The sequence below is a fragment of the Mesorhizobium sp. WSM4884 genome, assembly GCF_029625675.1.
Taxonomy (GTDB): Bacteria; Pseudomonadota; Alphaproteobacteria; order Rhizobiales; family Rhizobiaceae; genus Mesorhizobium.
The window spans coordinates 567,790-588,584 of record NZ_JARTVO010000001.1 but is presented as its reverse complement, the minus strand read 5'-3'; the positions used below and the strand labels follow the sequence as shown (position 1 = coordinate 588,584).

Sequence of the window (20,795 nt, the reverse complement as noted above, 5' to 3'; positions counted from 1 at the left end):
AGAAGCTCGCTCTACGCCAAGCCGCATGACCAGCAATATGGCCGCCCCTTTTTTGCAGAACTTGACGCACACAACCCTCTGACGAGCTTCGGGTGGCAAGCCACCTGAGGCTCGTTAGAGCAAAACCTCCGAAGCCTTGGCAGAGGAGGACCGGCGCAGGCAATGCGCACGCTGAACTCTTCAGCGCCAACTCAAGACACGCAGCTCTTTAATAAAGCGGCTCCTTGAACAGTGTCCTGTCGCCGTCCATGAGTGCCTTGATCTGCGGCGTCCCATCGGCTGAAAGCGCGAGCTTGATGCCGAATGGCCGCACGCGCATGTCTGTTTGGATCGCCATGCCCTCGCCTTCCGGCACATAGAAGCGGTCGATCCCGTACTCAGGCGCGATCGTCGCTTCCGGGTCACGAAGGCCCCAGCCCTCGGCGAGATGGCCGGCAATGTCTGCCTCGTCCGGGCCTGCCGACGCCGGTGCCTTGCCGAACCACGCCGCCGTCGGCTGCCAGTAGCCGTCGGCGCCCTTTTTGAGCCGCACCACGATCGAGGTGTCGTCGCTGGAAAACATGCCTTGCGGGATGTTGGCGATCAGCTTCACCGGGATCCGCGATATGCTGTTGTTGACCGAAATATAGTCGCCGCGCAGGAGATCGCGCGGATCCACGGGCTCGACCTTGAGCAGAACTTCCTTGCCGTTGCGCAGGATCGCCGCGCGCCCGGCGATGATCCAGCTGAGGAAGCCGATCTGGACGAGCGCCAGCACCAGCGCCGAGATGATCAGCCTGTTCCCGCTCATGCCGCTGCTCCTCCCGCGGGCGCCCTCATGCGTTTTTCAATGCGGATGATGACCAGCGCCAGGATGCCGAGCAGCACCGCCGCGGCGAGGAAGAAGCCGGCTGTATCCAGCATCGACTGCAGGGTGACGCTGTAGATGATGGCTAGCTCGAAAGCGAAGCCGGCATAGGCCAGCCAGCGCAGCCCGCGGCTCTCGCGCCCCGCAAGCATGATTGCCGCGACGATGCCGGCCAACGCGGTAATCGAGGCAACGGCAAAGCCGCTGTTGTAGGTGCTTTCATCCGCGAGCTCGAATTGGATGATGGCAAGGCCCGTCAGGAATCCGAGCAGCGCATGCAACGGCAAGCGGCCGCCGAGCTGCAGGATCCTGTCGACTGGTCCGGCGGCAAAGACGCCGGCGGCAAACAGCGCCGCTGAACCCGCGACCACCGGGATGGCGACCCGCAGCGTGTTGTGATCCAGGGCCAGCAGGACAAGATAGAAGATCAGCGAAAGGATGATGCAATGACGCGCCGCCAGGCTGCGCGTCCAGAACGAGATGGCGAACAGAACGATCGCCATGGCGACGAAGAAATGCGGAAACCCGGCGTGCCAGTAATAGCCGAACCCCTTGAAGAACAGCCATCCATCGGCGATCCCGACCGCGGCCACGGTGAGCGGGCTGGAGCGCAAGGTGACCCCTGCCAGCGCCGTGCCCGCCCACCAGGTCAGCAGCGCCGAGGCTTCGTCGCCAGACAAGTGGTACATCTGCCCTATCAATGCGATCGACCCGCCAAAGGCCGCGGCGGCGACGATCCATAGCGCCTCGCCGATCGCCGCATGGTCGCGTGTCTTCAGAGCGGCGCCGCCGACATAGCCGCCGAGGATGACCGCAAACAGCGCCGCCACCCGCGCCAGCCGTGGAATGGCTTCCCAGTTGGCCGCGACGAAGATCAGAATCGCCGCGCCGAACAGCAGCGCCGCCATCATCGCCAGGATCGAGCCGAAGCTGAGCGACGCTCGTTCGTTGGCGGTCACGTCGCGCGCCAGGGCCTCGGCGGTCGCCGCATCGATCAGGCCCGCTTCCCGCCAGCGGGCGATATCGACCCTCACCTTTGTCGTATAGCTCGCCATGCGTTCCCCCAAGCTTGGTCATTCTCTTAGCCGGAACAGCCAAACCGTTGACGCAGCGGCATTTTCCGATTCGGCCTTCTTTGTGTCGCAAGCGTGAATGGCCGCTAATGTTGCATTGCACAATTTGCATTGCTGCCATGCGCCAATGGCACTTTTAAACCGATATGACCCCACCTATTTTCTGTTCGTACACAAACGGAATGATCCGAACTAAAGACGAAACGAGAACTACCATGAACCTGATCCGCAACTACCGCAACTGGCGCCGTTACCGGGAAACCGTTTCCGAGCTGAGCCGCCTGTCGAACCGTGAACTGACCGACCTCGGCATCAGCCGCAGCGACATCCACTACGTCGCCCGCAAGGCGGTCTAATCCGCTTCGGACCGCGAATGGTCCGAACCAGTTTTGAAAGACTAAGACAATGAACCTGATCCGCAGCTACCGTAACTGGCGCGTTTATCGCGAGACGGTTTCCGAGCTGGGTCGGCTTTCGAACCGCCAGCTCCATGATCTCGGCATCGTTCGTGACGAGATCAAGATGATCGCCCGCAAGGCGGTTTGATAAGGAATTTCGCCAGGGTCGACCTCCTCCCCGACCCTGACGGATACGGTCAACCTTTACCTCCTCCCAAAGGTTGACCACCGAAACGGCGCCCGCCGGACCTCCTCCCCCGGCGGGCGTTGTTCAGAAGCGAACGAAGTTCGTCTTCCGAGCGAACGAAGTTCGTCTTCCAAGCGAACGTAGTTCGTCTTCGAAGGTTTCGCCCTTCTAAAAAGGCGAAAGGAATTTCGTCAAAGCCGACCTCCTCCCCGGCGATGGCGAATACGGTCGATCTTCACCTCCTCCCGAGGATCGACCCCCAAAACGACACCCGCCGGACCTCCTCCCCCGGCGGGTGTTGTTGTTTTCAGAGCAATTCCAGGAAAGTGTGCAGCGGTTGGGCTCGGCGACTTCGCCGTAGCCTTCCGTCCGGGATTGCGTAAAATGAATAGCTGGCGCAGACTTGCGCATCGGCTTGTGAAGCCGACAATTGCATTCGCCGCGTCGAGAGATTATTTCGGCGCTCATGAGCAAAAATCCCGTACACGTCATCGGCGGCGGCCTCGCCGGCTCCGAAGCCGCTTGGCAGATCGCCAAGGCCGGCGTCCCGGTCGTGCTGCATGAAATGCGCCCCGTGCGCGGCACCGACGCCCACAAGACCGAGGGGTTGGCCGAGCTCGTCTGCTCCAATTCCTTCCGCTCCGACGATGCCGAGACCAATGCCGTCGGCCTGCTGCACGCCGAAATGCGGCTTGCCGGCTCGCTGATCATGAGCGCCGGCGACGCGCATCAGGTCCCGGCCGGCGGCGCGCTGGCCGTCGACCGCGACGGCTTTTCCGACGCGGTCACGGCGAAGATCACGGCGCATCCGCTGATCACCATCCAGCGCGAGGAAGTGCCCGGACTGCCGCCGGCGGATTGGGACCAGGCGATCATCGCCACCGGTCCGCTGACGGCGCCTTCGCTGGCACAGTCGATCGCTGACGCAACCGGCGCCGATGCGCTCGCCTTCTTCGACGCCATCGCGCCGATCGTGCATTTCGACACGATCGACATGAATGTCTGCTGGTACCAGTCACGCTACGACAAGGTCGGCCCCGGCGGCACCGGCAAGGACTACATCAACTGCCCGATGGACAAGGAGCAGTATCTCGCCTTCGTGGCGGCGTTGCTGGAAGGACAAAAAACCGAGTTCAAGCAGTGGGAGGGCACGCCCTATTTCGACGGTTGCCTGCCGATCGAGGTGATGGCCGAGCGCGGCGTCGAGACGCTGCGCTATGGGCCGATGAAGCCTATGGGTCTGACCAACGTCCACAATCCTTCGGTCAAGGCCTATGCGGTGGTGCAGCTCCGCCAGGACAATGCGCTGGGCACGCTCTACAACATGGTCGGTTTTCAGACCAAGCTGAAGCACGCCGAGCAGGTGCGCATCTTCCGCACCATTCCCGGGCTCGAAAATGCCGAGTTCGCTCGTCTCGGCGGTCTGCACCGCAACACCTACATCAACTCGCCGACGCTGCTCGATCCGTCGCTGCAGCTGAAATCGCGGCCGGGCCTGCGCTTTGCCGGCCAGATCACCGGCTGCGAAGGCTATGTCGAAAGCGCCGCGATCGGCCTGCTCGCCGGCCGCTTCGCCGCCGCAGAACGGCTTGGCCAGGCGCCCTCGCTGCCGCCGCCGACCACGGCCTTCGGCGCGCTGCTCAATCACATCACCGGCGGCCACATCGTCTCCGACGACGAGCCGGGCAAACGCTCCTTCCAGCCGATGAACGTCAATTTCGGCCTGTTCCCGCCGGTCGAGGCGCCAAAGTCCGAGGGCAAGCGCCTGCGCGGCAAGGACAAAACCGTCGCCAAGCGCAGAACGATCACGGCGCGCGCGCTTGCCGATTGCAGGCAGTGGTTGCGGCTGCCGGTTCAGGCACAGGCAGCGGAATAGCTACTCAGCCGGCTCGGCGCTCGCCCTCGGCAGTCCCGGTTTCCCCGCCTCACCCGCATTTCTCCGCACATAGGCCGCCTTCAGCGTTTCCGACGTGTCGCGCGAACCGTCATGGCTCCAGCCGGGTGGCTGAATGAGATAGTTGAGGCGCTGGCTGAGCGTCAGTCCCGGCATAGCCGCATCCTTGAACATGCCGATCCACTCGTGGAAGGCGACCTTCAGCGGGTTGAAGGTGCCGATGTTCTTGACGATGCCGTAGCGCGGCCGGTCCTCCTCCAGTTCCTCGACGAAAGTGCCGAACATGCGGTCCCAGACGATCAGCGTGCCGGCGAAATTGGCGTCGAGATAGCGCGGGTTGATGGCGTGATGGACGCGGTGGTGGGAGGGCGTGTTGAAGATGAACTCGAACCAGCCCCACATCTTGCCGATCGTTTCGGTGTGGATCCAGAACTGCCAGACCAGGTTGAAGCCGAAGACGAAGGCGATCACCGCCGGATGGAAGCCGAGCAGCACCAGCGGCGCCTGCAGGATAAAGGTGAAGGTAAAGAGGCCGGTCCAGCTCTGCCTGAGCGCCGTCGAGAGATTGTAATGCTGGCTGGAATGGTGGTTGACGTGTTCGGCCCAGACCCAGCGCACCCGGTGCGCGATGCGGTGATAGACGTAGTAGCGCAGATCATCGAGCAGGAAGGCGGCGACAAACACCCAGATCGACAGGCCGAGATTGAAGAAGCGGAACTGCCAGAGCCATAGCAGCGCCCAGTAGGACACGACGCCGAGCAGCAGCCCGGCAACGACATTGCCGGTTCCCATCATCAGGCTGGTCAGTGTGTCGCGCGTCTCGAACGATCCCTTGGCGCGGCCCGTGCGCACCAGCCAGAGCTCGATCAGGATCGCCGTGACGAAGAACGGGATGGCAAGCTGCGTGACCTGCGGGAAGTTGTAGTCGTCCATCACGCAGCCTTTCGGATCTGATCATGGTTCTGCAGCGCCGCGGCCACCGCCCGCGCGTCAGCTTCCTTGGCGAAGGCAAACTTGCCGCCTTTCCAGGTGAAGTCATTCAGCCCTAGCGACACCACATTCCCTTCCCTCGTGAACGCCAGAATGTCCTGCGGTGTGACAATGCGGGTCAGGAAGCAGTCGCCGATACTCTGGACGATGCCACAGCGTTGCGGACCGAGATCGAGAAACGCGGCATGCCTGTCCGCGGTCAACCTGACCGTGCCAGGCTTCTCGTCTGGAAAATCCTCGGCAAAACGCGCGAGCGCCTGATCAGCAGTGGCGAGGGTGGCGGTAATTGTGCCGCCGGTAAAGTGCACGGCCGCGACCGACAGCGCGATACCGACCACCACAAGGATGACCAGGACAGGTAGGCTCATGTGAAGGCGTCTCCTCCGGCGGCTCGCTCTTCTTCGGCGGCGAGTCCAGCCGGCAGAACACCTAGCACGATTGACGTTTACGTCAAAGGGGTGCCCAGCCCCGCGTGGCATGGCGCAAGAGCAGCCAGTGCCGGCGCAATGCTGAGAGCGCCGCAGCGCCCTTCAACGGCGATGGCGCTCCTTTTTCCATCTCGTCGAGATAGGCGCGCGTCAGGACGAGCGGCAGAAAGGCCGAGCGCAGTGACGCGGGGAGAGCCGGTGCGCCCTTCTCGAAAGCGCCGAGATGTTCTCGCGCCAGCGCAATCGTCGCCGCTACTGCTCGCTCAGCGCCGGCCCCACCATCGCCCTTGACGAACTCTTCCGGCGTCGTGCCAGCGGCCGCCAGGATGTCTGCGGGCACGTAGCATTGGCCCCGTCGACGGTGCAGCGGCAACAGGAGCAGCAGACCGGTGATCGCCTGCGCACAGCCGGCCCTGCCCGCCAATTCGGCAAAGCCTGGCGCAGCAGTCGGATCGAGCACCATTGCCGCAAGTTGGATGAGCGCCGCGGCCGTCTCGCCGCAATAACCCTCGAGGTCGGTCCGCGATGGCATCGGATCATCGTAGAGATCGAAGACGCGCGCTTCGAGCATGTTCTCGAAAGCGGCCTTCGGCAGGTGATGAGCGGTAATCGCCGCCCTCAGCACATCGGCGGTCGGATGGCCGGTCTCGGCCTCGTCCTCGGCCAAGATGACATCGCGCCACCACTGCAGCCTGACCTCGCCCGGCAGCGGCTCTTGGATGCGGTCGCGCACGCCGGCGATCTCGGCATTGAAGGCATAGAGCGCAAGCAAAGCGTCGCGCTTGTTGGCCGGCGCATAGAGTGCCGACAGATACCGGTCATGGTCGGCGGCACGCACCGCGCCCATGACGATGTCGCGCGTGCCGGCCATTCAATCGACAGCAACAAGGGCCGCGGCCACGGCGCGGTCCTCGGCCAGAAGCACGTTGTAGGTGCGCACGGCCGCTCCCGTCGACATCGGATCTGCCGAGATACCGGCCTCCTTGAACGCGGTGCGCAACGCTGCCGGCAGCGGCCGCAGATCCTTGCCGGTGCCGACCAGCAGGATCTCGACCTTGTCGGCCTGGGCGAACAGCTTGTCGAAGTCGGAGGTCTTCAGCGCCGACGGATCGGCCGGCTCCCAGCCATGGATGCCGGACGGCAGGCAGAACAGCGAGCCACGATGCGACATGTCGGCAAAGCGAAATCCGCCATTGCCATAGGCCTCGATCGGCGCTCTGCCCGGGAAATGCGCCTCGCGGATGATGATGCCTTTGGCCATGGGTCTAGAGCATGATGCCGAAAAGTGTGGAGCGGTTTTCGGACGACATCATGCTCTATCTCTTTGATTAGAGCCGGATGATTTCAGGTCGACCTGAAATCATCCGGCACCAGAGCATGATCTCGAAAAGTGGGAACCGGTTTTCGGAAAAGATCATGCTTTCCAACAAAAGACTAGATCAGGATGACGGTTCGCCGAAACGCCATCCTGATCTGGCGGCGTCAGGTCGCCACGGCCTTGCCATTCGCCGGCTTCTTCTCCTCGTCGGCGGTCGCGGCCTGCGGCCGCAACTTGAACAGGATCAGCAGCGGCGCGGCGATGAAGATCGACGAATAGGTGCCGAACACCACGCCAAACAGCATTGCCAGCGTGAAGGAGCGGATCACTTCGCCGCCGAACAGCACCAGTGCCAAAAGCGCCAGGGACGTCGTGACCGAGGTCAGCGTGGTTCGCGACAGCGTCTCGTTGATGGCATTGTTGAGAAGCTGAGGCAGCGGCATCTTCTTGTATTTACGCAGGTCCTCGCGGACGCGGTCGTAGACGACGATGGTGTCGTTCAGCGAATAACCGATGATGGTCAGGATAGCCGCCAGCGACGACTGGTTGAATTCCAGCCCCGATATGACGAAGAAGCCGATCGTCATCACCACGTCGTGCACAGTGGCGACGATAGCGCCGACCGCGAACTGCCATTCGAAGCGGAACCAGACATAAAGCAGGATGCCGACCAGTGCGATCAGCATGGCGATCGTGCCTTGCTTGGCCAGTTCGCCGGAGACTGTCGGTCCCACCACCTCGACGCGACGGAAGTCATACTGGTCCTGCAGTTCGCCCCTCACCTTGTCGATGACGGTCTGCTCGGCATTCTCGCCGGCGTCTTGTGTGCCGACGCGGATCAGCACGTCGTTCGGCTGGCCGAACTGCTGCACCTGGATCTCGCCGATGTTGAGCTCGGACAGCCGGCCACGGATGTCGGCGAGATCGGCGTTGCCCTGCTTCGCCTGCACCTCGATCATCGAGCCGCCCTTGAAGTCGATGCCGTAGTTGATGTCGATGGTCAGGAACCCGACGACCGACAGGATCGACAGCAGGCTGGACAAGGCGAAGGTCCAGCGGCGGATACCCATGAACGGAATCTTGGTGCCCGGCGGGATGAAGGTGACCGGCGCCCGCGGCAATTCCTTGGGGCGGGCTCGCCGCAGCCAGATCGCCACCAGCATGCGGGTGAAGGTAAAGGCAGTGAAGACCGTCGTCAGAATGCCGATGGCGTAGGTGATGGCGAAGCCTTTGACCGGACCGGTGCCCAGCCAGAATAGCACCACGGTCGCGATCAACGAGGTTACGTTGGAGTCGACGATGGTCGCCAGCGCCTTGGAGAAGCCGGTATCGATCGCCTGGATGACCGAACGGCCGTTTCGTCGCTCCTCGCGGATACGCTCGTAGATAAGAACGTTCGAGTCCACCGCCATGCCGATGGTGAGCACGATACCGGCGATACCCGGCAAGGTCAGCGTGGCGCCGAGTAGCGAAAGTGCGCCCACGATCATCGCTACGTGCACGGCAAGCGCGACGTTGGCGAGGAAACCGAGAAAGCCATAGGCGACGAACATGAAGGCGACGACCAGGATCGAGCCAATCACGCCTGCCACCTTGCCGGCGTGAATCGAATCCTGACCGAGGCCAGGACCAACCGTGCGCTCCTCGATGATAGTCAATTTGGCCGGCAACGCGCCGGCGCGCAGCAACACGGCAAGGTCGTTGGCGCTCTCGGCGGTGAAATTGCCGGAGATTTGCCCGCTCCCCCCAAGGATCGGCTCGCGGATTACCGGCGCCGAGATCACCTGATTGTCGAGCACGATGGCGAACGGCTTGCCGACATTCTGCTGGGTCGCCTGACCGAACCGAGTCGCCCCGCGAGAATTGAACGTGAACGAAACCACCGGCTCGTTGGTCTGCGAGTTATAGGTCGGCGTTGCATTCGACAGGTCTTCGCCCGATACGATCACGCGGTTCTCCACCAGATAGGGAACCGGAGGATCGTCCTGGGAATACAAGACCGAATCGCCTGGCGGTGGGCGGTTCTTCATCGCGTCCTGGACCGGCACTGACGTATCGACCATTTGGAACGTCAGCTTGGCGGTCTGGCCGATGATATCCTTGAGCCTTTGCGGGTTCTGAAGCCCAGGCACTTGGACCAGAATGCGATCGTCGCCCTGCCGCTGCACGATCGGCTCTGTAGTGCCCAGCGCATTGACACGCCGCTCCACGACTTCGATCGCCTGCGACAACGCTGTCGACGTACGGTATTTGATACCGCCATCCGTGACGGTGAACTTCAGCAAGCCGGGCTCGGAATCGTCCAGCGTCATCGACTGCACGGAACCGCCGGTGAAGAGCCCAGCCGCGATCGGATTGGTTATCGGCTTCAGCGCTGTCTTGGCGGCTTCGACTTGGCTCGGATCGCTAATGCGCACCTGCACGGTCCGGCCCGTTCCACCAAGGCCGGTGTATTGGATCTTGGCTTCCCGCAACAGCGTCCTGATCTCGTCGCGCGTCGTCTCCAGTTGATCCTTGACCAGGTCGTTCTGATCCATCTGGAGCAGGATGTGCGAGCCGCCCTGAAGATCGAGGCCGAGCGTCATCTGCCGCTTCGGCACCCAGCTCGGCAGTTGCGCCAGCGTGCTTGCCGGGAACAGGTTGGGCGCGGCGAGGATCACTGTGACGGCCACGGCCAGCCAGATCAGGATCATCTTCAGGCGCGAGAAATACAGCATTCGTTCTTATCCGTTCAGGCGTACAAGCGGCAGCGTTCCGCCATCGAGGTGATGATTACTTCTTGGCGTTCTGGTTCGCCACCGGCTCGCCCTTGACGCGCACGTCAGAGATCGTCGAGCGCAGCGCCGTCACCTTGGTTCCGCCGCCAAGGTCGATCTCCAGCTCATTGTCGTCGATCACCTTGGTCACCTTGCCGACGAAGCCGCCGCCGGTCACCACCGTATCGCCGCGGCGCACCGCGGCCAGCATTTCCTGGCGCTTCTTCAGCTGCGTGCGCTGCGGCCTGATGATCAGAAAATACATGATCACGAAAATCAGGACAAACGGCAAAATGCTGATGAACATATCGGGCGAGGTGCCGACGCCTTGGGCGTATGCCGGTGTGACGAACATCAAGAAACTCCTGGATGGTGAAATACGCCGGGACGGCCCCGCGAAAATTTGGGCGGAATATAGTCGGTAAAGTTGCCAATGCAACTCCGCGACCCGCCGAATCCGTTGCTTTTCCAGCCGTTTGGCGCGTGCTAGAGCGTCGCAGCCGGAAGCCACCTGGAGCTGGCCGAAAAGATTGTGCTCCAACAAAAGCTTGCGGTTGGTCCTTGGTGCGCAGCCATGAAGCCGCTTCACGTTGCAAGATGCCTGAACGAAAAGACCTCGAAATGACCGATAGCTTGGACGCCCTGAGCAAAAAGCTCGACCGCCTGATCGAGGCGGTCTCCCGCCTCGCCCCGCCCCCTGTTCCGGAGACTGACCTCGGCGTGGCCGACTGCTTCGTCTGGCAGGCCGATCCCGGCTATCTGGAGCCGGTGCGCAAGGTCAACCGCGTCGACATCGGCCTGATCCGCGGCGTCGACCGCGTCCGCGACATCCTGCTCGACAACACCGAGCGCTTCGCGTCCGGCTTTGCCGCCAACAATGTGCTGCTCTGGGGCGCGCGCGGCATGGGCAAGTCGTCGCTGGTCAAGGCCGTGCACGCCAAGGTCAACGCTTCGGACAGGCTCGACCGGCCGCTGAAGCTGATCGAGATCCACCGCGAGGACATCGACACGCTGCCCAAGCTGATGGGACTGCTCAAGGTGGCCCCCTATCGCTTCATCCTGTTTTGCGACGACCTTTCCTTCGACCATGACGACACCTCCTACAAGTCGCTGAAGGCGGCGCTCGAAGGCGGCGTCGAAGGTCGGCCGGCCAATGTGATCTTCTACGCCACCTCGAACCGGCGGCATCTCTTGCCGCGCGACATGATCGACAACGAGCGCTCGACCGCCATCAACCCTTCCGAGGCGGTGGAGGAAAAGGTTTCGCTGTCCGATCGCTTCGGCCTGTGGCTCGGCTTCCACAAATGCTCGCAGGACGAGTATCTCGATATGATCGACGGCTATGTCCGCTACCACGGCCTGACAATCGACCCCGAAACGCTGCGCACGGAAGCGCTGGAATGGGCGACGACGCGTGGCAGCCGCTCCGGCCGCGTCGCCTGGCAGTTCACCCAGGATCTAGCCGGCCGCCTCGGCAGGCCGCTCAAGGATTGATCCAGGATTGGTCGCCCACACTGAAAAAGCCCGCCCCTGGCGGAGCGGGCTGAAGACGGCGGGCCGGACTGGAGGTCAGGCGGCCCGCAATTGTTCTTATTCTATTCGAGATAGCCGCTCGGATCGACCGGGGCGGAGTTCTTGCGCACTTCGAAGTGCAGCTTCGGCGAGTCCGTCGTGCCGCTCATCCCGGACAGCGCGATCTCCTGGCCGCGCTTGACCTTCTGGCCGCGCTGCACCTCGATCGAGCTGGCATGGCCGTAGACGGTGACCAGGCCGTTCTCATGGCGCACCAGCACCGTGTTGCCGAACTCCTTGAGGCCGTCGCCGGCATAGATGACGACGCCGTTCTCGGCCGCCTTGATCGGCGTTCCTTCCGGCACCGCGATGTCGACGCCATCCTTGCCGGAGCCGAAGCCGGAGATGACGCGGCCGCGCACCGGCCAGCGCATCTTGCCGATGCCGGTTGCATCCGGCGCCGCCGCTTCGTCGTCCTCGGCCTGCTGGATGACCTTGGCGTCCTTCTTCGGCGGCGTGTAGGAAGCGAGCGTCTCCGATGGCGTGGTCTTTGCCGGCGACGGCGTGGTCGCCGTCGTCACCGGATCGACGGCCGGCTTGGTCGCGGCGGGCTTGGCGGCGGCGACGGCAACGGTACCGCCGGCCGGAACCTTGAGCGTCTGGCCGATCTTCAAGAGGCCGTCCTTCATGCCGTTGGCCTGCTTGAGCGCTGTGGCGCTAACGCCAGTCTTCCGGGCGATGGAAGACAGGGAATCGCCCTGCTGGACGGTGTAGGTGCCGCCGGCGCCCGCCGGCTTTGCCTCAGCCATCTGCGGCATGGGCTTGGCGTTCTTCGAGCCGCTGGCGGCGGCCGATGCATCGACCTGCGCGGCGGACTTGCCATCCTTGAGCTTCGGCTGCTGCGGCAGAACGGCAACCTTCTCCGGCGCGCCGGCAGGCTGCTTCGGCGTGACGGGGTTGGTGGCGTCGGCAACCTTGGGCCCGGCCTTGCTCGAATAGGCGTAGGCGGGGATGACGATCTTCTGGCCTGTCCTGATGCCCTTGTTGGCATCGAGCCCATTGACCTTGATGATCGCATCGGCCGGCACATGATATTGCCGCGCGAGACCGGAAATCGTCTCGCCTTCCCTCACTACGATCTCGGTGGCGTGCGGCGCGGCACTTGCGTTGCGCACGGCATCGGGCTCGGCGGCCTTGAATGGCTTCGCGGCCGGCGCGATGGTGCCGGTAGTCGCCTTGTCGAGATGCGGCGCGGCGGGAGCTGGCGCCGGCGCCGGGGCTGAAGCGGTGCGCATCGGCTTGGCGGGCGCTGCCGGCGCCGAGGGCGGCGGCAGCTGCTGTGAGGTCACCGGCTCGAGGCTGGAGCGGCTCACCGACTGGGTATGACTGCCGTCTACCGGCGCCGGCGCGACCGTATCGCCCGGATAAGGCTGGTCGGCACCCTGCTTGTTGATGATGGCGCGCTGGTTGTTGGTGGACGATGTGAAGACGTCGTCGACACCATTGAAGCGCATGGCCTGCGAGCTGCACCCGGCCGCCGCGCCGGCGATCATGAGTACGGCGCAGCCGCGCGCCAGATTGCGTCCGTTTGCCTTCAAACTATTGAATTGCATCGCAGTAACCCGCACAGACCCGGTACAAACTGGTCTTGATTAAAGCGCGTTAATGTTACTGGCCGGTTAACCCATTAGAATCCGGCGAAAATTTTCTTAAAACTTTTCGAGGCGCACAAGCTGAGTTGGGATTCGGGTCAGGCCGCGTCGAAAATGGTAGTTTCCGAGAACCGGCCTACGCCCGCCGTAGCCTTGACTGTCACGCCACTCACGAGTGCTTCGGCCGGAAGCGCAAGAAGCCGCCATTTGCAGGCCGGCCTGACCTGAATCCAACCCCGCTAGATGACTGCGGCGACGCTGCGCAGGATCGGCTGCAGCCTGACCATGCCGATGTCCTCACGCTCGAAACGGCTGCCGACCTTGGTGAGCTTGGCCAGCACCTGCTCGCCCTCCTCGGGGCCGATCGGCGCGATGACGATGCCGCCGCTCGACAATTGGTCGAGCAGGAAGCGCGGCAGGCTGTCGAAGGCCGCCCAGGCGAGGATACGGTCGAACGGCCCTTCGTTGGGCAAGCCATTGGAGGCGTCCGCCTGGCGCGCGATGACATTGCCGATGCCAAGCGCCTCGAAGCGCTGCTTTGCCTGTTCGGTCAAGGTCTTGTAGCGGTCGACAGTAACGACGCGCGCGGCAAGCCTGGACATCACCGCAGCCGTATATCCCGACCCGGTGCCGATCTCGAGCACGCGGTTGCCCGGCTCGATGGCCAAAGCCGCGATCACCGCCGCCTGCAGATCCGCACCCTCGATCGCTTCACCGCATTCGATCGGCAGCATGCCCTCCGACCAGGCGATCGAATGAAATTGCGCGGACAGGAAACCGCGCCGCGGCGTCGCCTCGAAGGCGGCGATCAACGCTTTCGGCGCAGTGCCCCGGCCGCGCAGACGGAGCAGAAAAGCGGCAAAACCTTCGCGGTCGTCCATGGTCATGACAGGGCCTTGGTCAGCTGGTCGCGGAGTTCATGGGCGGTGAGGTCGAGTTGCAGCGGCGTCACCGACACCAGCCGGTTGCGCAACGCATGGAGATCGGTGCCCTTCTTGCCTTCGACCGGCTCGCGGCCGAAGCGCAGCCAATAGTAAGGCAGGCCGCGACCGTCGCGGCGCTCATCCACCCAGAGGCTGTGCACCAGCTTGCCCTGCGAGGTGACGACGGTGCCCTCGATTTCGTCGGGCGCGCAGTTCGGGAAATTGACGTTGAGCAGCACCCCGTCCGGCAGCGGCGTCGCGATCAGCTTCTTGAGCAGCGCCGGCGCCAGCGCCTCTGTCGTCTCGTAGGGAACGACGCGGTCCTCGCCGACATAGGAATAGGCCTGGCTCACCGCGATCGAGCGCACGCCGAGCAGCGCGCCTTCCATGGCACCGGCAACGGTGCCGGAATAGGTGACGTCGTCGGCGATGTTGGCCCCGGAATTGACGCCCGACAGGATGAGGTCGGGCGGTCCGGGCAGGATCTTTTTCGTGCCCATGATGACGCAGTCGGTCGGTGTGCCGCGCACGGCATAATGCTTCTCGCCGACCGTCCTCAGCCGCAGCGGCTCCGAGATCGACAGCGAATGCGCATAGCCTGACTGGTCCTGCTCGGGCGCGACTACCCAGACGTCATCCGAGAGCGTACGGGCGATGCGTTCGAGCGACGCCAGCCCCTCGGCATGGATGCCGTCATCGTTGGTCAGCAGGATGCGCATGGACTCATTTCGATTCGATCTTGGCGAGGCCACCCATGTAAGGCCGCAGCACTTCAGGAATGGTTACACTGCCGTCCTCATTCTGGTAGTTTTCCATGACGGCAATGAGAGCGCGGCCGACCGCGGTGCCCGAACCGTTGAGGGTGTGGACGAAGCGGTTGCCCTTGCCGTCCTTGTCCTTGTAGCGGGCATCCATGCGGCGCGCCTGGAAATCGCCGCAGACCGAGCAGGACGAGATTTCGCGATAGGCGTTCTGGCCCGGCAGCCAGACCTCGATGTCATAGGTCTTGCGCGCGCCAAAACCCATGTCGCCGGTGCAGAGCGTCACCGTGCGGAACGGCAAGCCGAGCCGCTTCAGCACTTCCTCGGCGCATTGCGTCATGCGCTCATGCTCGGCAAGCGAGCTTTCCTGGTCGGTGATCGACACCAGCTCGACCTTGTAGAACTGGTGCTGGCGCAGCATGCCGCGCGTGTCGCGGCCGGCCGAGCCCGCTTCCGAGCGAAAGCATGGCGTCAGCGCCGTGTAGCGCAGCGGCAGCTTCTCATGCGCGGTGATCTCCTCGCGCACGAGGTTGGTGAGCGGCACTTCGGCGGTTGGGATCAGGCCAAGGCGTCCGTCGCCATGCGGTGTGAAGAACAGATCGAGCTCGAATTTCGGCAGCTGGTTGGTGCCGAACAGCACCTCGTCGCGCACCATCAGCGGCGGCTGGATCTCTTCATAGCCATGTTCGGTCGTGTGGAGATCAAGCATGAACTGGCCGATAGCGCGCTCCATGCGCGCGAGCTGGCTCTTCAGCACCGTGAAGCGCGATCCCGACAGTTTCGCCGCCCGCTCGAAATCCATCATGCCGAGCGCTTCGCCGATCTCGAAATGCTCTTTCACCCAGTTCGGGCGCGTCGGCGCCTCGCCGACGATGCGCTTGACGACGTTGTCGTGCTCGTCCTTGCCGACCGGCACGTCGTCGAGCGGAACGTTGGGCAACACCGCGAGCGCGTCGTTCAGCGCCTTGTCGAGCTCGCGCTCGCGCGCTTCGCCGTTCTGGATGAAGGCCTTGATATCGCTGACTTCGCCCTTGAGCTTTTCCGCCAACGCAGCGTCGCCCGAACGCATGGCGTTGCCGATCTCCTTCGATGCGGCGTTGCGGCGCTCCTGCTTGACCTGCAGTTCGCTGAGATGCGCACGCCGCGCCTCATCCCTGGCGATCAGCTCGTCGACGGTGGACTGCGCCTCGCCTGCCGGCCAGGAGCGCTTCACCAGCGCATCGACAAGAGCGATTGGATTTTCGCGAATCCATTTGATGTCAAGCATGGTTGATCCGTCCTCAAACTAAGGTTCGAGGGCGTAAACCGCATCCGTCATCGATGCAAGCTGGCATGCCGAAGAGGCCGCTATTTTCCGGCCTCGGCACAACTCCCGCTCAGCTTGACGAGGTGTCCGGCGCCTTGTCGGCGACCGTGCCGCCGTTCTCCCGCCGCTCGCGTGCAAGTCGGTCACGCTCCTGGCTGCGCTCGATCATGCGCGAGGAGAAGATGGCGACCTCGTAGAGCACGATGGTCGGAAGGGCAAGGCCGATCTGGCTCATCGGATCCGGCGGCGTCAACACCGCGGCGACGACGAAGGCGATGACGATCGCCCATTTGCGCTTCTCGGCCAGTGCCCGGGAGGACAGGAGTCCGACGCGCGTCAAAAGGCTGGTCACCACCGGCAGTTGGAACACCAGGCCGAAGGAGAAGATCAGCGTCATGATCAGGCTGAGATATTCCGACACCTTCGGCAGCAGCGATATCTGCACCTGGTCGTTGGTGCCGACCTGCTGCATGGCGAGGAAGAACCACATCACCATCGGCGTGAAGAAGAAATAGACCAGCGAGGCGCCCATCAGGAACAGGATGGGCGACGCGATCAGGAACGGCAGGAAGGCGCTGCGCTCGTTCTTGTAGAGGCCTGGCGCGATGAACTTGTAGATCTGCGTGGCGATCAGCGGGAAGGCGATGACCATGCCGCCGAACATGGCAAGCTTCACCTGGGTGAAGAAGAACTCCTGCGGCGCCGTGTAGATCAGCTCGACCTTGTGCGGGTCGAGCCCGGCCCATTGCGTCGCCCATTTGAACGGGATGACCAGAAGGTTGAACAGGCGCTTGGCGAAGAAGAAGCAGACGAGAAAAGCGATGAAGAAGCCGCCCAGCGACCAGATCAGCCGCCGGCGCAGCTCGATGAGGTGCTCGATCAGCGGTGCCGACGATTTCTCGATCTCGTCTCTTTCCTGATCCGAAACGCTCACTTGGCGGCTCCCGCCGCCTTCTTGGTGTCGGCGACCTTCTTTGCGGCCGGCTTCTTCGCCGCGGTGGGTTTGGCTTCAGCCTTGGGCGGAATCTTCTTGGCGGGCGCTACCGCCTTTGCCGGAGCCGGCGCGGATTTTGTCGGGGTCTTCGCCGCGGGAGCCTTGGTCGATGCTGCCTTCGTCGCGGCACCGGCCGCCTTCGCCTTCGGCGCCGCCGCCTTTTTCAACGGCTGGGCGGACGTCGCCGTCTCGACAACCGGCGCGGTCACGCCGGCGTCGGTCATTGCCGGGAAGATCGGCGCGGCCGCAGCCGCTTCTGGCCCGTTGACGCCAGGCATTTCGGTCGCGCCGTTTTTGAGCGGCTCGGCCGCCTGCGGCGTCGATGCCGCCGGATCGGGCGCTTTGGGCTTCATCATCGTATCGACGCCCGCCCGCACATCAGCGGCCGCCTGCTCGAACGGATTGAGCTGCTTGCGGATTTCGGTCATCGGATTGAGGCCGCGAAGACTGTCGACCGAACTCTTGACGTCGTCGAGTTCGGCCTCCTTCAAGGCGTCGTTGAACTGCTTCTGGAAATCGGCCGCCATGGCGCGCAATTTGGCCGCTGTGCGGCCGAAAGTGCGCAGCATGTTGGGCAAATCCTTCGGCCCGACGACCACGATCATGACGACCGCGATCACCAGCAGTTCGCTCCAACCGACTTCGAACATGGCGATCTATTCCAACGAGAGCTGTTCCAACGAGTGCCTGGGGCTCAGCTCTTGCTGACCTTTTCCTTGCCCGGCGAAACGGTCTCGTCGGCACGGTGCTCGACGGTACGCTTGTCGTCGGCATCGTCGTCGGCCATGCCCTTCTTGAAGCTCTTGATGCCCTTGGCCATGTCGCCCATCAGCTCCGGCAGCTTGCCGCGGCCGAACAGCAGCAGCACGATGACCAGAACGATCAGCCAGTGCCATATCGATAGTGAACCCATAACAATCTCTCTCGAATGTTTTCCCTCGGCGATGATCTATGCGTTTTCGCTCAGGGATTCAAACACAACCGCAATGAAGTTGATAAAATGGCTGGCCTATGTCACGCATTTTCGGCGTGAGCGCATTGCTACGAATCCGCGCAGGCTTTCCCCATAGAGCATTCGCGGCCGGTTTTGCGCTCACTCTTCGGTGACGCGCGGCGTGAGCAGTCCAAGCTCCTCGAGGTCGATATCTGTCAAGGCATCCTCGTCCTCGGCAAGCGCCTCCGGATCGGCCGGCGGCACCGGGATCGAGAAATTGGACGGCATGCGCGTCGACAGGAGCCCGGCGCCCTTCAACTCTTCCATGCCGGGCAGGTCGCGGATTTCCTCCAGTGCGAAATGGTCGAGGAAGGCATCGGTGGTGCCATAGGTAACAGGGCGGCCGGGCGTACGGCGACGGCCACGCATCCTGACCCACTCCGTTTCCAGCAGCGTGTCCAGCGTGCCCTTGGAGGTCTCGACGCCCCTGATGTCCTCGATCTCGGCGCGGGTGACCGGCTGGTGGTAGGCGATGATCGCCAGCACCTCGAGCGCCGCGCGCGAAAGCTTTCTCTGCTGGACCGAGTCCCTGCTCATCAGGAAGGCGAGATCGCCGGCGGTCCGGAATGCCCAGGCATCGCCGACCCGCACCAGGTTAACCCCGCGCTTGGCATAGATTTCCTGGAGATCGGCCATTGCCGCCGCTATGCTGACGCCCTCGGGCAGGCGCGCCGCCAATTGTCTTTCGCTGACCGGCTCGGCGCTGGCGAAGATGATCGCCTCGGCCATGCGCACGGCCTCCGACAGCTGCAGCCGCTCGGCGGGGTTCTCGATAGAACCCTGTTCGGCCATCTCGTCTTCCGGCTCGTCCTCGACTTTGAACGGAATGACCGAAGCGTTGGCGCGTTCGCTCATGATGCCACCTCGACTGCCTTGACCCGTTGTGCGCGGCCGCGCAGATAGATCGGCGCGAAAACCTGATCCTGCCGCACTTCCAGCTTGCCTTCGCGCACCATTTCGAGCGTCGCGGCGAAGGAACTGGCGACCGCCGTTCGCTTCTCCTCCGGCGCCGCTAGATATTGGATCAGGAAGCTGTCGAGCGCCGTCCAGTCGCCGATCGTCCCGACCAGCCGCGCCAGCACTTCGCGCGCGTCCTTCAAGGACCAGACGGCGCGCCGGGCGATCGTCACGTTGTTGATCGCCTGCCGCTGGCGCTGCTGCGCATAGGCGGTCAGAAGATCGTAGAGCGAGGCCGAATAGGCGTTACGCTTCTCGACGATCACCATTTCCGGCATGCCGCGCGCGAAGACGTCGCGGCCGAGCCGGTTTCGGTTGACCAGCCTCGCGGCGGCATCGCGCATCGCTTCCAGCCGCTTCAGCCGGAATTGCAGCACCGCCGCCAGTTCCTCGCCGCTCTCACCCTCTTCGCCCGGCTGCTTCGGGATCAAGAGCTTCGACTTGAGGAAGGCGAGCCATGCCGCCATCACCAGGTAGTCGGCGGCGAGCTCCAGTCTTAGCACCCTCACCTTCTCGATGAAGGCCAGATACTGCTCAGCCAAAGCCAGGATGGAAATGCGTGCCAGATCGACCTTCTGGTTGCGGGCAAGATGTAGCAGAAGATCGAGTGGGCCCTCGAAGCCGGCCACGTCGACCACCAGCGACGGATCGCCGGTCAGACGTGAATCGTCGTTCTCGGCCCACAGACGGTCCATCGGTGCGGCCTTCGCGGCCTTGCTGTCCAATGTCTCCGCCACTTGCCTTTCTTTCCTTCGGTTTAGGCCACCGCTTCGAAATAGGTGGCGAATTCCGCGCGTATCGCACCTTCGTCGGCGACGTCGCGGCTCTTGATATAGGTCAGCGCCCGCTCCGCTCTCGCCAGGGACTTGCCCTCGAGCGCCGTCGTGCGCGACGCGATCCCCGACATTTCCTCGAAAACGCCGTTGCAGTGAAGGACGAGATCGACGCCGGCCGCAAGGATCGCGGCCGCCTTTGTCGGGAAATCCCCAGAAAGTGCCTTCATCGACGTGTCGTCGCTCATCAAGAGCCCGTCGAAGCCGATCTCGCCGCGGATCACCTCGTTGACGACCTTGGCCGAGGTCGTTGCCGGATTGTCCGGGTCGACGGCGCTGTAGACGACATGCGCCGTCATCGCCATCGGCAGATGGTTGAGCGCCTTGAACGGGGCGAAATCATGTCCCCGCAATTCGGCAAGCGGCGTGTCGACCGTCGGCAGCGCGAAATGCGTATCGGCGAAGGCACGGCCGTGGCCGGGAATATGCTTCATGACCGGCAGGACGCCACCCGACATCAAGCCTTCGGCCGAAGCCCGGCCAAGCTCGATCACGGCCTCGGGCTCCTCGCCATAGGCACGCGCGCCGATGACGTCGGAGGCACCTTCGACCGGCACATCGAGCACCGGCAGGCAATCGGCGGTGATCCCGTGGCGCAGCAGATCGAAGGCATGCAGCCGCGCCAAGAGCCAGGCCGCGCGGCGGCCGGCCTCGCGGTCGTCGCGCCAAAGGGCGCCGAGCGCGCCGCCGGCGGGATAATTAGGCGCCAGCGGCGGACGCAGCCTCTGCACTCGGCCGCCTTCCTGATCGATGAAGACCGGAGCATCCGGACGCCCGACGCAGTCGCGCATCGAGGCGACCAGGTCGCGGATCTGCCCGGTCTCACCGATGTTGCGGGCAAACAGGATGAAGCCCCATGGCCGTTCATCGCGATAGAAGCGGATTTCCTCTTCAGTGAGGGATTTCCCGGCGCAGCCGAGGATCATGGATTTTGATTCGGTCATGGATGAAACCTTAAAGCTTTGGCCAAGC

The 20,795-nt window shown here is 63.4% G+C and carries 22 protein-coding genes; 4 read left to right on the top strand and 18 right to left on the bottom strand.

The window, feature by feature from the left end; genetic code table 11:
* Nucleotides 1–208: 208 nt before the first annotated feature.
* Together P9236_RS02700 and P9236_RS02695 are read right to left on the bottom strand one after the other, a co-directional pair.
* Entirely contained in the window at nt 209–790 is a 582-nt protein-coding gene (locus tag P9236_RS02700) for a GDYXXLXY domain-containing protein (protein WP_278073044.1), read from the bottom strand.
* Entirely contained in the window at nt 787–1,902 is a 1,116-nt protein-coding gene (locus tag P9236_RS02695; protein ID WP_278073043.1) for a DUF2157 domain-containing protein, read from the bottom strand. The genes P9236_RS02700 and P9236_RS02695 overlap by 4 nt, the downstream gene beginning before the upstream one ends.
* Nucleotides 1,903–2,135: 233 nt before the next feature.
* Between P9236_RS02695 and P9236_RS02690 the strand changes: the two genes are divergently transcribed.
* The 3 genes from P9236_RS02690 to trmFO all read left to right on the top strand — a co-directional run bounded on the left by P9236_RS02690 (nt 2,136) and on the right by trmFO (nt 4,381).
* The gene (locus P9236_RS02690; protein ID WP_071031999.1) at nt 2,136–2,276 is read left to right on the top strand and encodes a DUF1127 domain-containing protein; all 141 of its coding nucleotides are present in this window, start codon (nt 2,136–2,138) and stop codon (nt 2,274–2,276) included.
* A 49-nt stretch (nt 2,277–2,325) separates the two neighbouring features.
* Nucleotides 2,326–2,466 carry a DUF1127 domain-containing protein gene (locus P9236_RS02685; protein WP_071096637.1) on the top strand — a complete coding sequence of 47 codons (141 nt, stop codon included), beginning with the start codon at nt 2,326–2,328 and terminating at the stop codon, nt 2,464–2,466.
* Nucleotides 2,467–2,971: 505 nt separating this feature from the next.
* Nucleotides 2,972–4,381, top strand: coding sequence for a methylenetetrahydrofolate--tRNA-(uracil(54)-C(5))-methyltransferase (FADH(2)-oxidizing) TrmFO (gene trmFO, locus P9236_RS02680; protein WP_278073042.1), 1,410 nt, complete (start codon nt 2,972–2,974; stop codon nt 4,379–4,381).
* Here trmFO and P9236_RS02675 read toward each other — a convergent pair whose 3' ends face one another.
* From P9236_RS02675 to yajC, 6 genes are all read right to left on the bottom strand, one after another.
* Nucleotides 4,382–5,332 carry a sterol desaturase family protein gene (locus P9236_RS02675; RefSeq protein WP_278073041.1) on the bottom strand — a complete coding sequence of 317 codons (951 nt, stop codon included), beginning with the start codon at nt 5,330–5,332 and terminating at the stop codon, nt 4,382–4,384.
* Entirely contained in the window at nt 5,332–5,757 is a 426-nt protein-coding gene (locus tag P9236_RS02670; RefSeq protein ID WP_278073040.1) for a hypothetical protein, read from the bottom strand. Before P9236_RS02670 ends, P9236_RS02675 begins: the two co-directional genes overlap by 1 nt.
* Nucleotides 5,758–5,839: 82 nt before the next feature.
* Nucleotides 5,840–6,688, bottom strand: a complete 849-nt coding sequence (locus tag P9236_RS02665; protein WP_278073039.1) for a phytoene/squalene synthase family protein — start codon at nt 6,686–6,688, stop codon at nt 5,840–5,842.
* Nucleotides 6,689–7,078: an Mth938-like domain-containing protein gene (locus P9236_RS02660; protein ID WP_278073038.1), complete on the bottom strand. Its 390-nt coding sequence runs from the start codon at nt 7,076–7,078 to the stop codon at nt 6,689–6,691. It abuts the gene before it with no gap.
* A gap of 221 nt (nt 7,079–7,299) precedes the next feature.
* Nucleotides 7,300–9,852 (bottom strand): protein translocase subunit SecDF, encoded by a 2,553-nt coding sequence (gene secDF, locus P9236_RS02655; protein ID WP_278073037.1) that lies wholly within the window; start codon nt 9,850–9,852, stop codon nt 7,300–7,302.
* Between the two features lie 55 nt (nt 9,853–9,907).
* Complete coding sequence (yajC, locus tag P9236_RS02650) at nt 9,908–10,246, bottom strand: preprotein translocase subunit YajC (protein ID WP_067000009.1); 339 nt, start codon at nt 10,244–10,246, stop codon at nt 9,908–9,910.
* 266 nt (nt 10,247–10,512) lie between these two features.
* Between yajC and P9236_RS02645 the strand changes: the two genes are divergently transcribed.
* Complete coding sequence (locus P9236_RS02645) at nt 10,513–11,385, top strand: ATP-binding protein (RefSeq protein WP_278073036.1); 873 nt, start codon at nt 10,513–10,515, stop codon at nt 11,383–11,385.
* Between the two features lie 101 nt (nt 11,386–11,486).
* On the opposite strand, the gene P9236_RS02640 is transcribed toward P9236_RS02645, so the two are convergent.
* From P9236_RS02640 to nagZ, 10 genes are all read right to left on the bottom strand, one after another.
* Nucleotides 11,487–13,016 (bottom strand): LysM peptidoglycan-binding domain-containing M23 family metallopeptidase, encoded by a 1,530-nt coding sequence (locus P9236_RS02640; protein WP_278073035.1) that lies wholly within the window; start codon nt 13,014–13,016, stop codon nt 11,487–11,489.
* Nucleotides 13,017–13,294: 278 nt separating this feature from the next.
* Nucleotides 13,295–13,942: a protein-L-isoaspartate(D-aspartate) O-methyltransferase gene (locus P9236_RS02635; protein WP_278073034.1), complete on the bottom strand. Its 648-nt coding sequence runs from the start codon at nt 13,940–13,942 to the stop codon at nt 13,295–13,297.
* A complete protein-coding gene (gene surE / locus P9236_RS02630; protein ID WP_278073033.1) occupies nt 13,939–14,697 on the bottom strand; it encodes a 5'/3'-nucleotidase SurE in 759 nt (252 codons plus the stop codon). The genes P9236_RS02635 and surE overlap by 4 nt, the downstream gene beginning before the upstream one ends.
* A 4-nt stretch (nt 14,698–14,701) precedes the next feature.
* Nucleotides 14,702–16,006: a serine--tRNA ligase gene (gene serS, locus P9236_RS02625; protein WP_278073032.1), complete on the bottom strand. Its 1,305-nt coding sequence runs from the start codon at nt 16,004–16,006 to the stop codon at nt 14,702–14,704.
* Nucleotides 16,007–16,115: 109 nt separating this feature from the next.
* Entirely contained in the window at nt 16,116–16,979 is an 864-nt protein-coding gene (gene tatC / locus P9236_RS02620) for a twin-arginine translocase subunit TatC (protein WP_278073031.1), read from the bottom strand.
* On the bottom strand, nt 16,976–17,689 hold the full coding sequence (gene tatB, locus P9236_RS02615) for a Sec-independent protein translocase protein TatB (protein WP_278073030.1): 714 nt from the start codon (nt 17,687–17,689) through the stop codon (nt 16,976–16,978). Before tatB ends, tatC begins: the two co-directional genes overlap by 4 nt.
* Nucleotides 17,690–17,733: 44 nt before the next feature.
* Nucleotides 17,734–17,952: a twin-arginine translocase TatA/TatE family subunit gene (locus P9236_RS02610; RefSeq protein ID WP_278073029.1), complete on the bottom strand. Its 219-nt coding sequence runs from the start codon at nt 17,950–17,952 to the stop codon at nt 17,734–17,736.
* A 180-nt stretch (nt 17,953–18,132) separates the two neighbouring features.
* A complete protein-coding gene (gene scpB, locus P9236_RS02605; RefSeq protein ID WP_278073028.1) occupies nt 18,133–18,888 on the bottom strand; it encodes an SMC-Scp complex subunit ScpB in 756 nt (251 codons plus the stop codon).
* Nucleotides 18,885–19,685, bottom strand: a complete 801-nt coding sequence (locus P9236_RS02600; protein WP_278073059.1) for a ScpA family protein — start codon at nt 19,683–19,685, stop codon at nt 18,885–18,887. The genes scpB and P9236_RS02600 overlap by 4 nt, the downstream gene beginning before the upstream one ends.
* A 62-nt stretch (nt 19,686–19,747) precedes the next feature.
* On the bottom strand, nt 19,748–20,767 hold the full coding sequence (nagZ, locus tag P9236_RS02595; protein WP_278073027.1) for a beta-N-acetylhexosaminidase: 1,020 nt from the start codon (nt 20,765–20,767) through the stop codon (nt 19,748–19,750).
* Nucleotides 20,768–20,795: the final 28 nt, after the last annotated feature.

What these genes read in the sequence shown, in the direction of transcription:
- P9236_RS02700 (WP_278073044.1), bottom strand. Translation starts at nt 790, where the DNA reads ATGAGCGGGAACAGGCTGATCATCTCGGCGCTGGTGCTGGCGCTCGTC.
- P9236_RS02695 (WP_278073043.1), bottom strand. Translation starts at nt 1,902, where the DNA reads ATGGCGAGCTATACGACAAAGGTGAGGGTCGATATCGCCCGCTGGCGG.
- P9236_RS02690 (WP_071031999.1), top strand. Translation starts at nt 2,136, where the DNA reads ATGAACCTGATCCGCAACTACCGCAACTGGCGCCGTTACCGGGAAACC.
- P9236_RS02685 (WP_071096637.1), top strand. Translation starts at nt 2,326, where the DNA reads ATGAACCTGATCCGCAGCTACCGTAACTGGCGCGTTTATCGCGAGACG.
- trmFO (WP_278073042.1), top strand. Translation starts at nt 2,972, where the DNA reads ATGAGCAAAAATCCCGTACACGTCATCGGCGGCGGCCTCGCCGGCTCC.
- P9236_RS02675 (WP_278073041.1), bottom strand. Translation starts at nt 5,332, where the DNA reads ATGGACGACTACAACTTCCCGCAGGTCACGCAGCTTGCCATCCCGTTC.
- P9236_RS02670 (WP_278073040.1), bottom strand. Translation starts at nt 5,757, where the DNA reads ATGAGCCTACCTGTCCTGGTCATCCTTGTGGTGGTCGGTATCGCGCTG.
- P9236_RS02665 (WP_278073039.1), bottom strand. Translation starts at nt 6,688, where the DNA reads ATGGCCGGCACGCGCGACATCGTCATGGGCGCGGTGCGTGCCGCCGAC.
- P9236_RS02660 (WP_278073038.1), bottom strand. Translation starts at nt 7,078, where the DNA reads ATGGCCAAAGGCATCATCATCCGCGAGGCGCATTTCCCGGGCAGAGCG.
- secDF (WP_278073037.1), bottom strand. Translation starts at nt 9,852, where the DNA reads ATGCTGTATTTCTCGCGCCTGAAGATGATCCTGATCTGGCTGGCCGTG.
- yajC (WP_067000009.1), bottom strand. Translation starts at nt 10,246, where the DNA reads ATGTTCGTCACACCGGCATACGCCCAAGGCGTCGGCACCTCGCCCGAT.
- P9236_RS02645 (WP_278073036.1), top strand. Translation starts at nt 10,513, where the DNA reads ATGACCGATAGCTTGGACGCCCTGAGCAAAAAGCTCGACCGCCTGATC.
- P9236_RS02640 (WP_278073035.1), bottom strand. Translation starts at nt 13,016, where the DNA reads ATGCAATTCAATAGTTTGAAGGCAAACGGACGCAATCTGGCGCGCGGC.
- P9236_RS02635 (WP_278073034.1), bottom strand. Translation starts at nt 13,942, where the DNA reads ATGACCATGGACGACCGCGAAGGTTTTGCCGCTTTTCTGCTCCGTCTG.
- surE (WP_278073033.1), bottom strand. Translation starts at nt 14,697, where the DNA reads ATGCGCATCCTGCTGACCAACGATGACGGCATCCATGCCGAGGGGCTG.
- serS (WP_278073032.1), bottom strand. Translation starts at nt 16,006, where the DNA reads ATGCTTGACATCAAATGGATTCGCGAAAATCCAATCGCTCTTGTCGAT.
- tatB (WP_278073030.1), bottom strand. Translation starts at nt 17,689, where the DNA reads ATGTTCGAAGTCGGTTGGAGCGAACTGCTGGTGATCGCGGTCGTCATG.
- P9236_RS02610 (WP_278073029.1), bottom strand. Translation starts at nt 17,952, where the DNA reads ATGGGTTCACTATCGATATGGCACTGGCTGATCGTTCTGGTCATCGTG.
- scpB (WP_278073028.1), bottom strand. Translation starts at nt 18,888, where the DNA reads ATGAGCGAACGCGCCAACGCTTCGGTCATTCCGTTCAAAGTCGAGGAC.
- P9236_RS02600 (WP_278073059.1), bottom strand. Translation starts at nt 19,685, where the DNA reads ATGGACCGTCTGTGGGCCGAGAACGACGATTCACGTCTGACCGGCGAT.
- nagZ (WP_278073027.1), bottom strand. Translation starts at nt 20,767, where the DNA reads ATGACCGAATCAAAATCCATGATCCTCGGCTGCGCCGGGAAATCCCTC.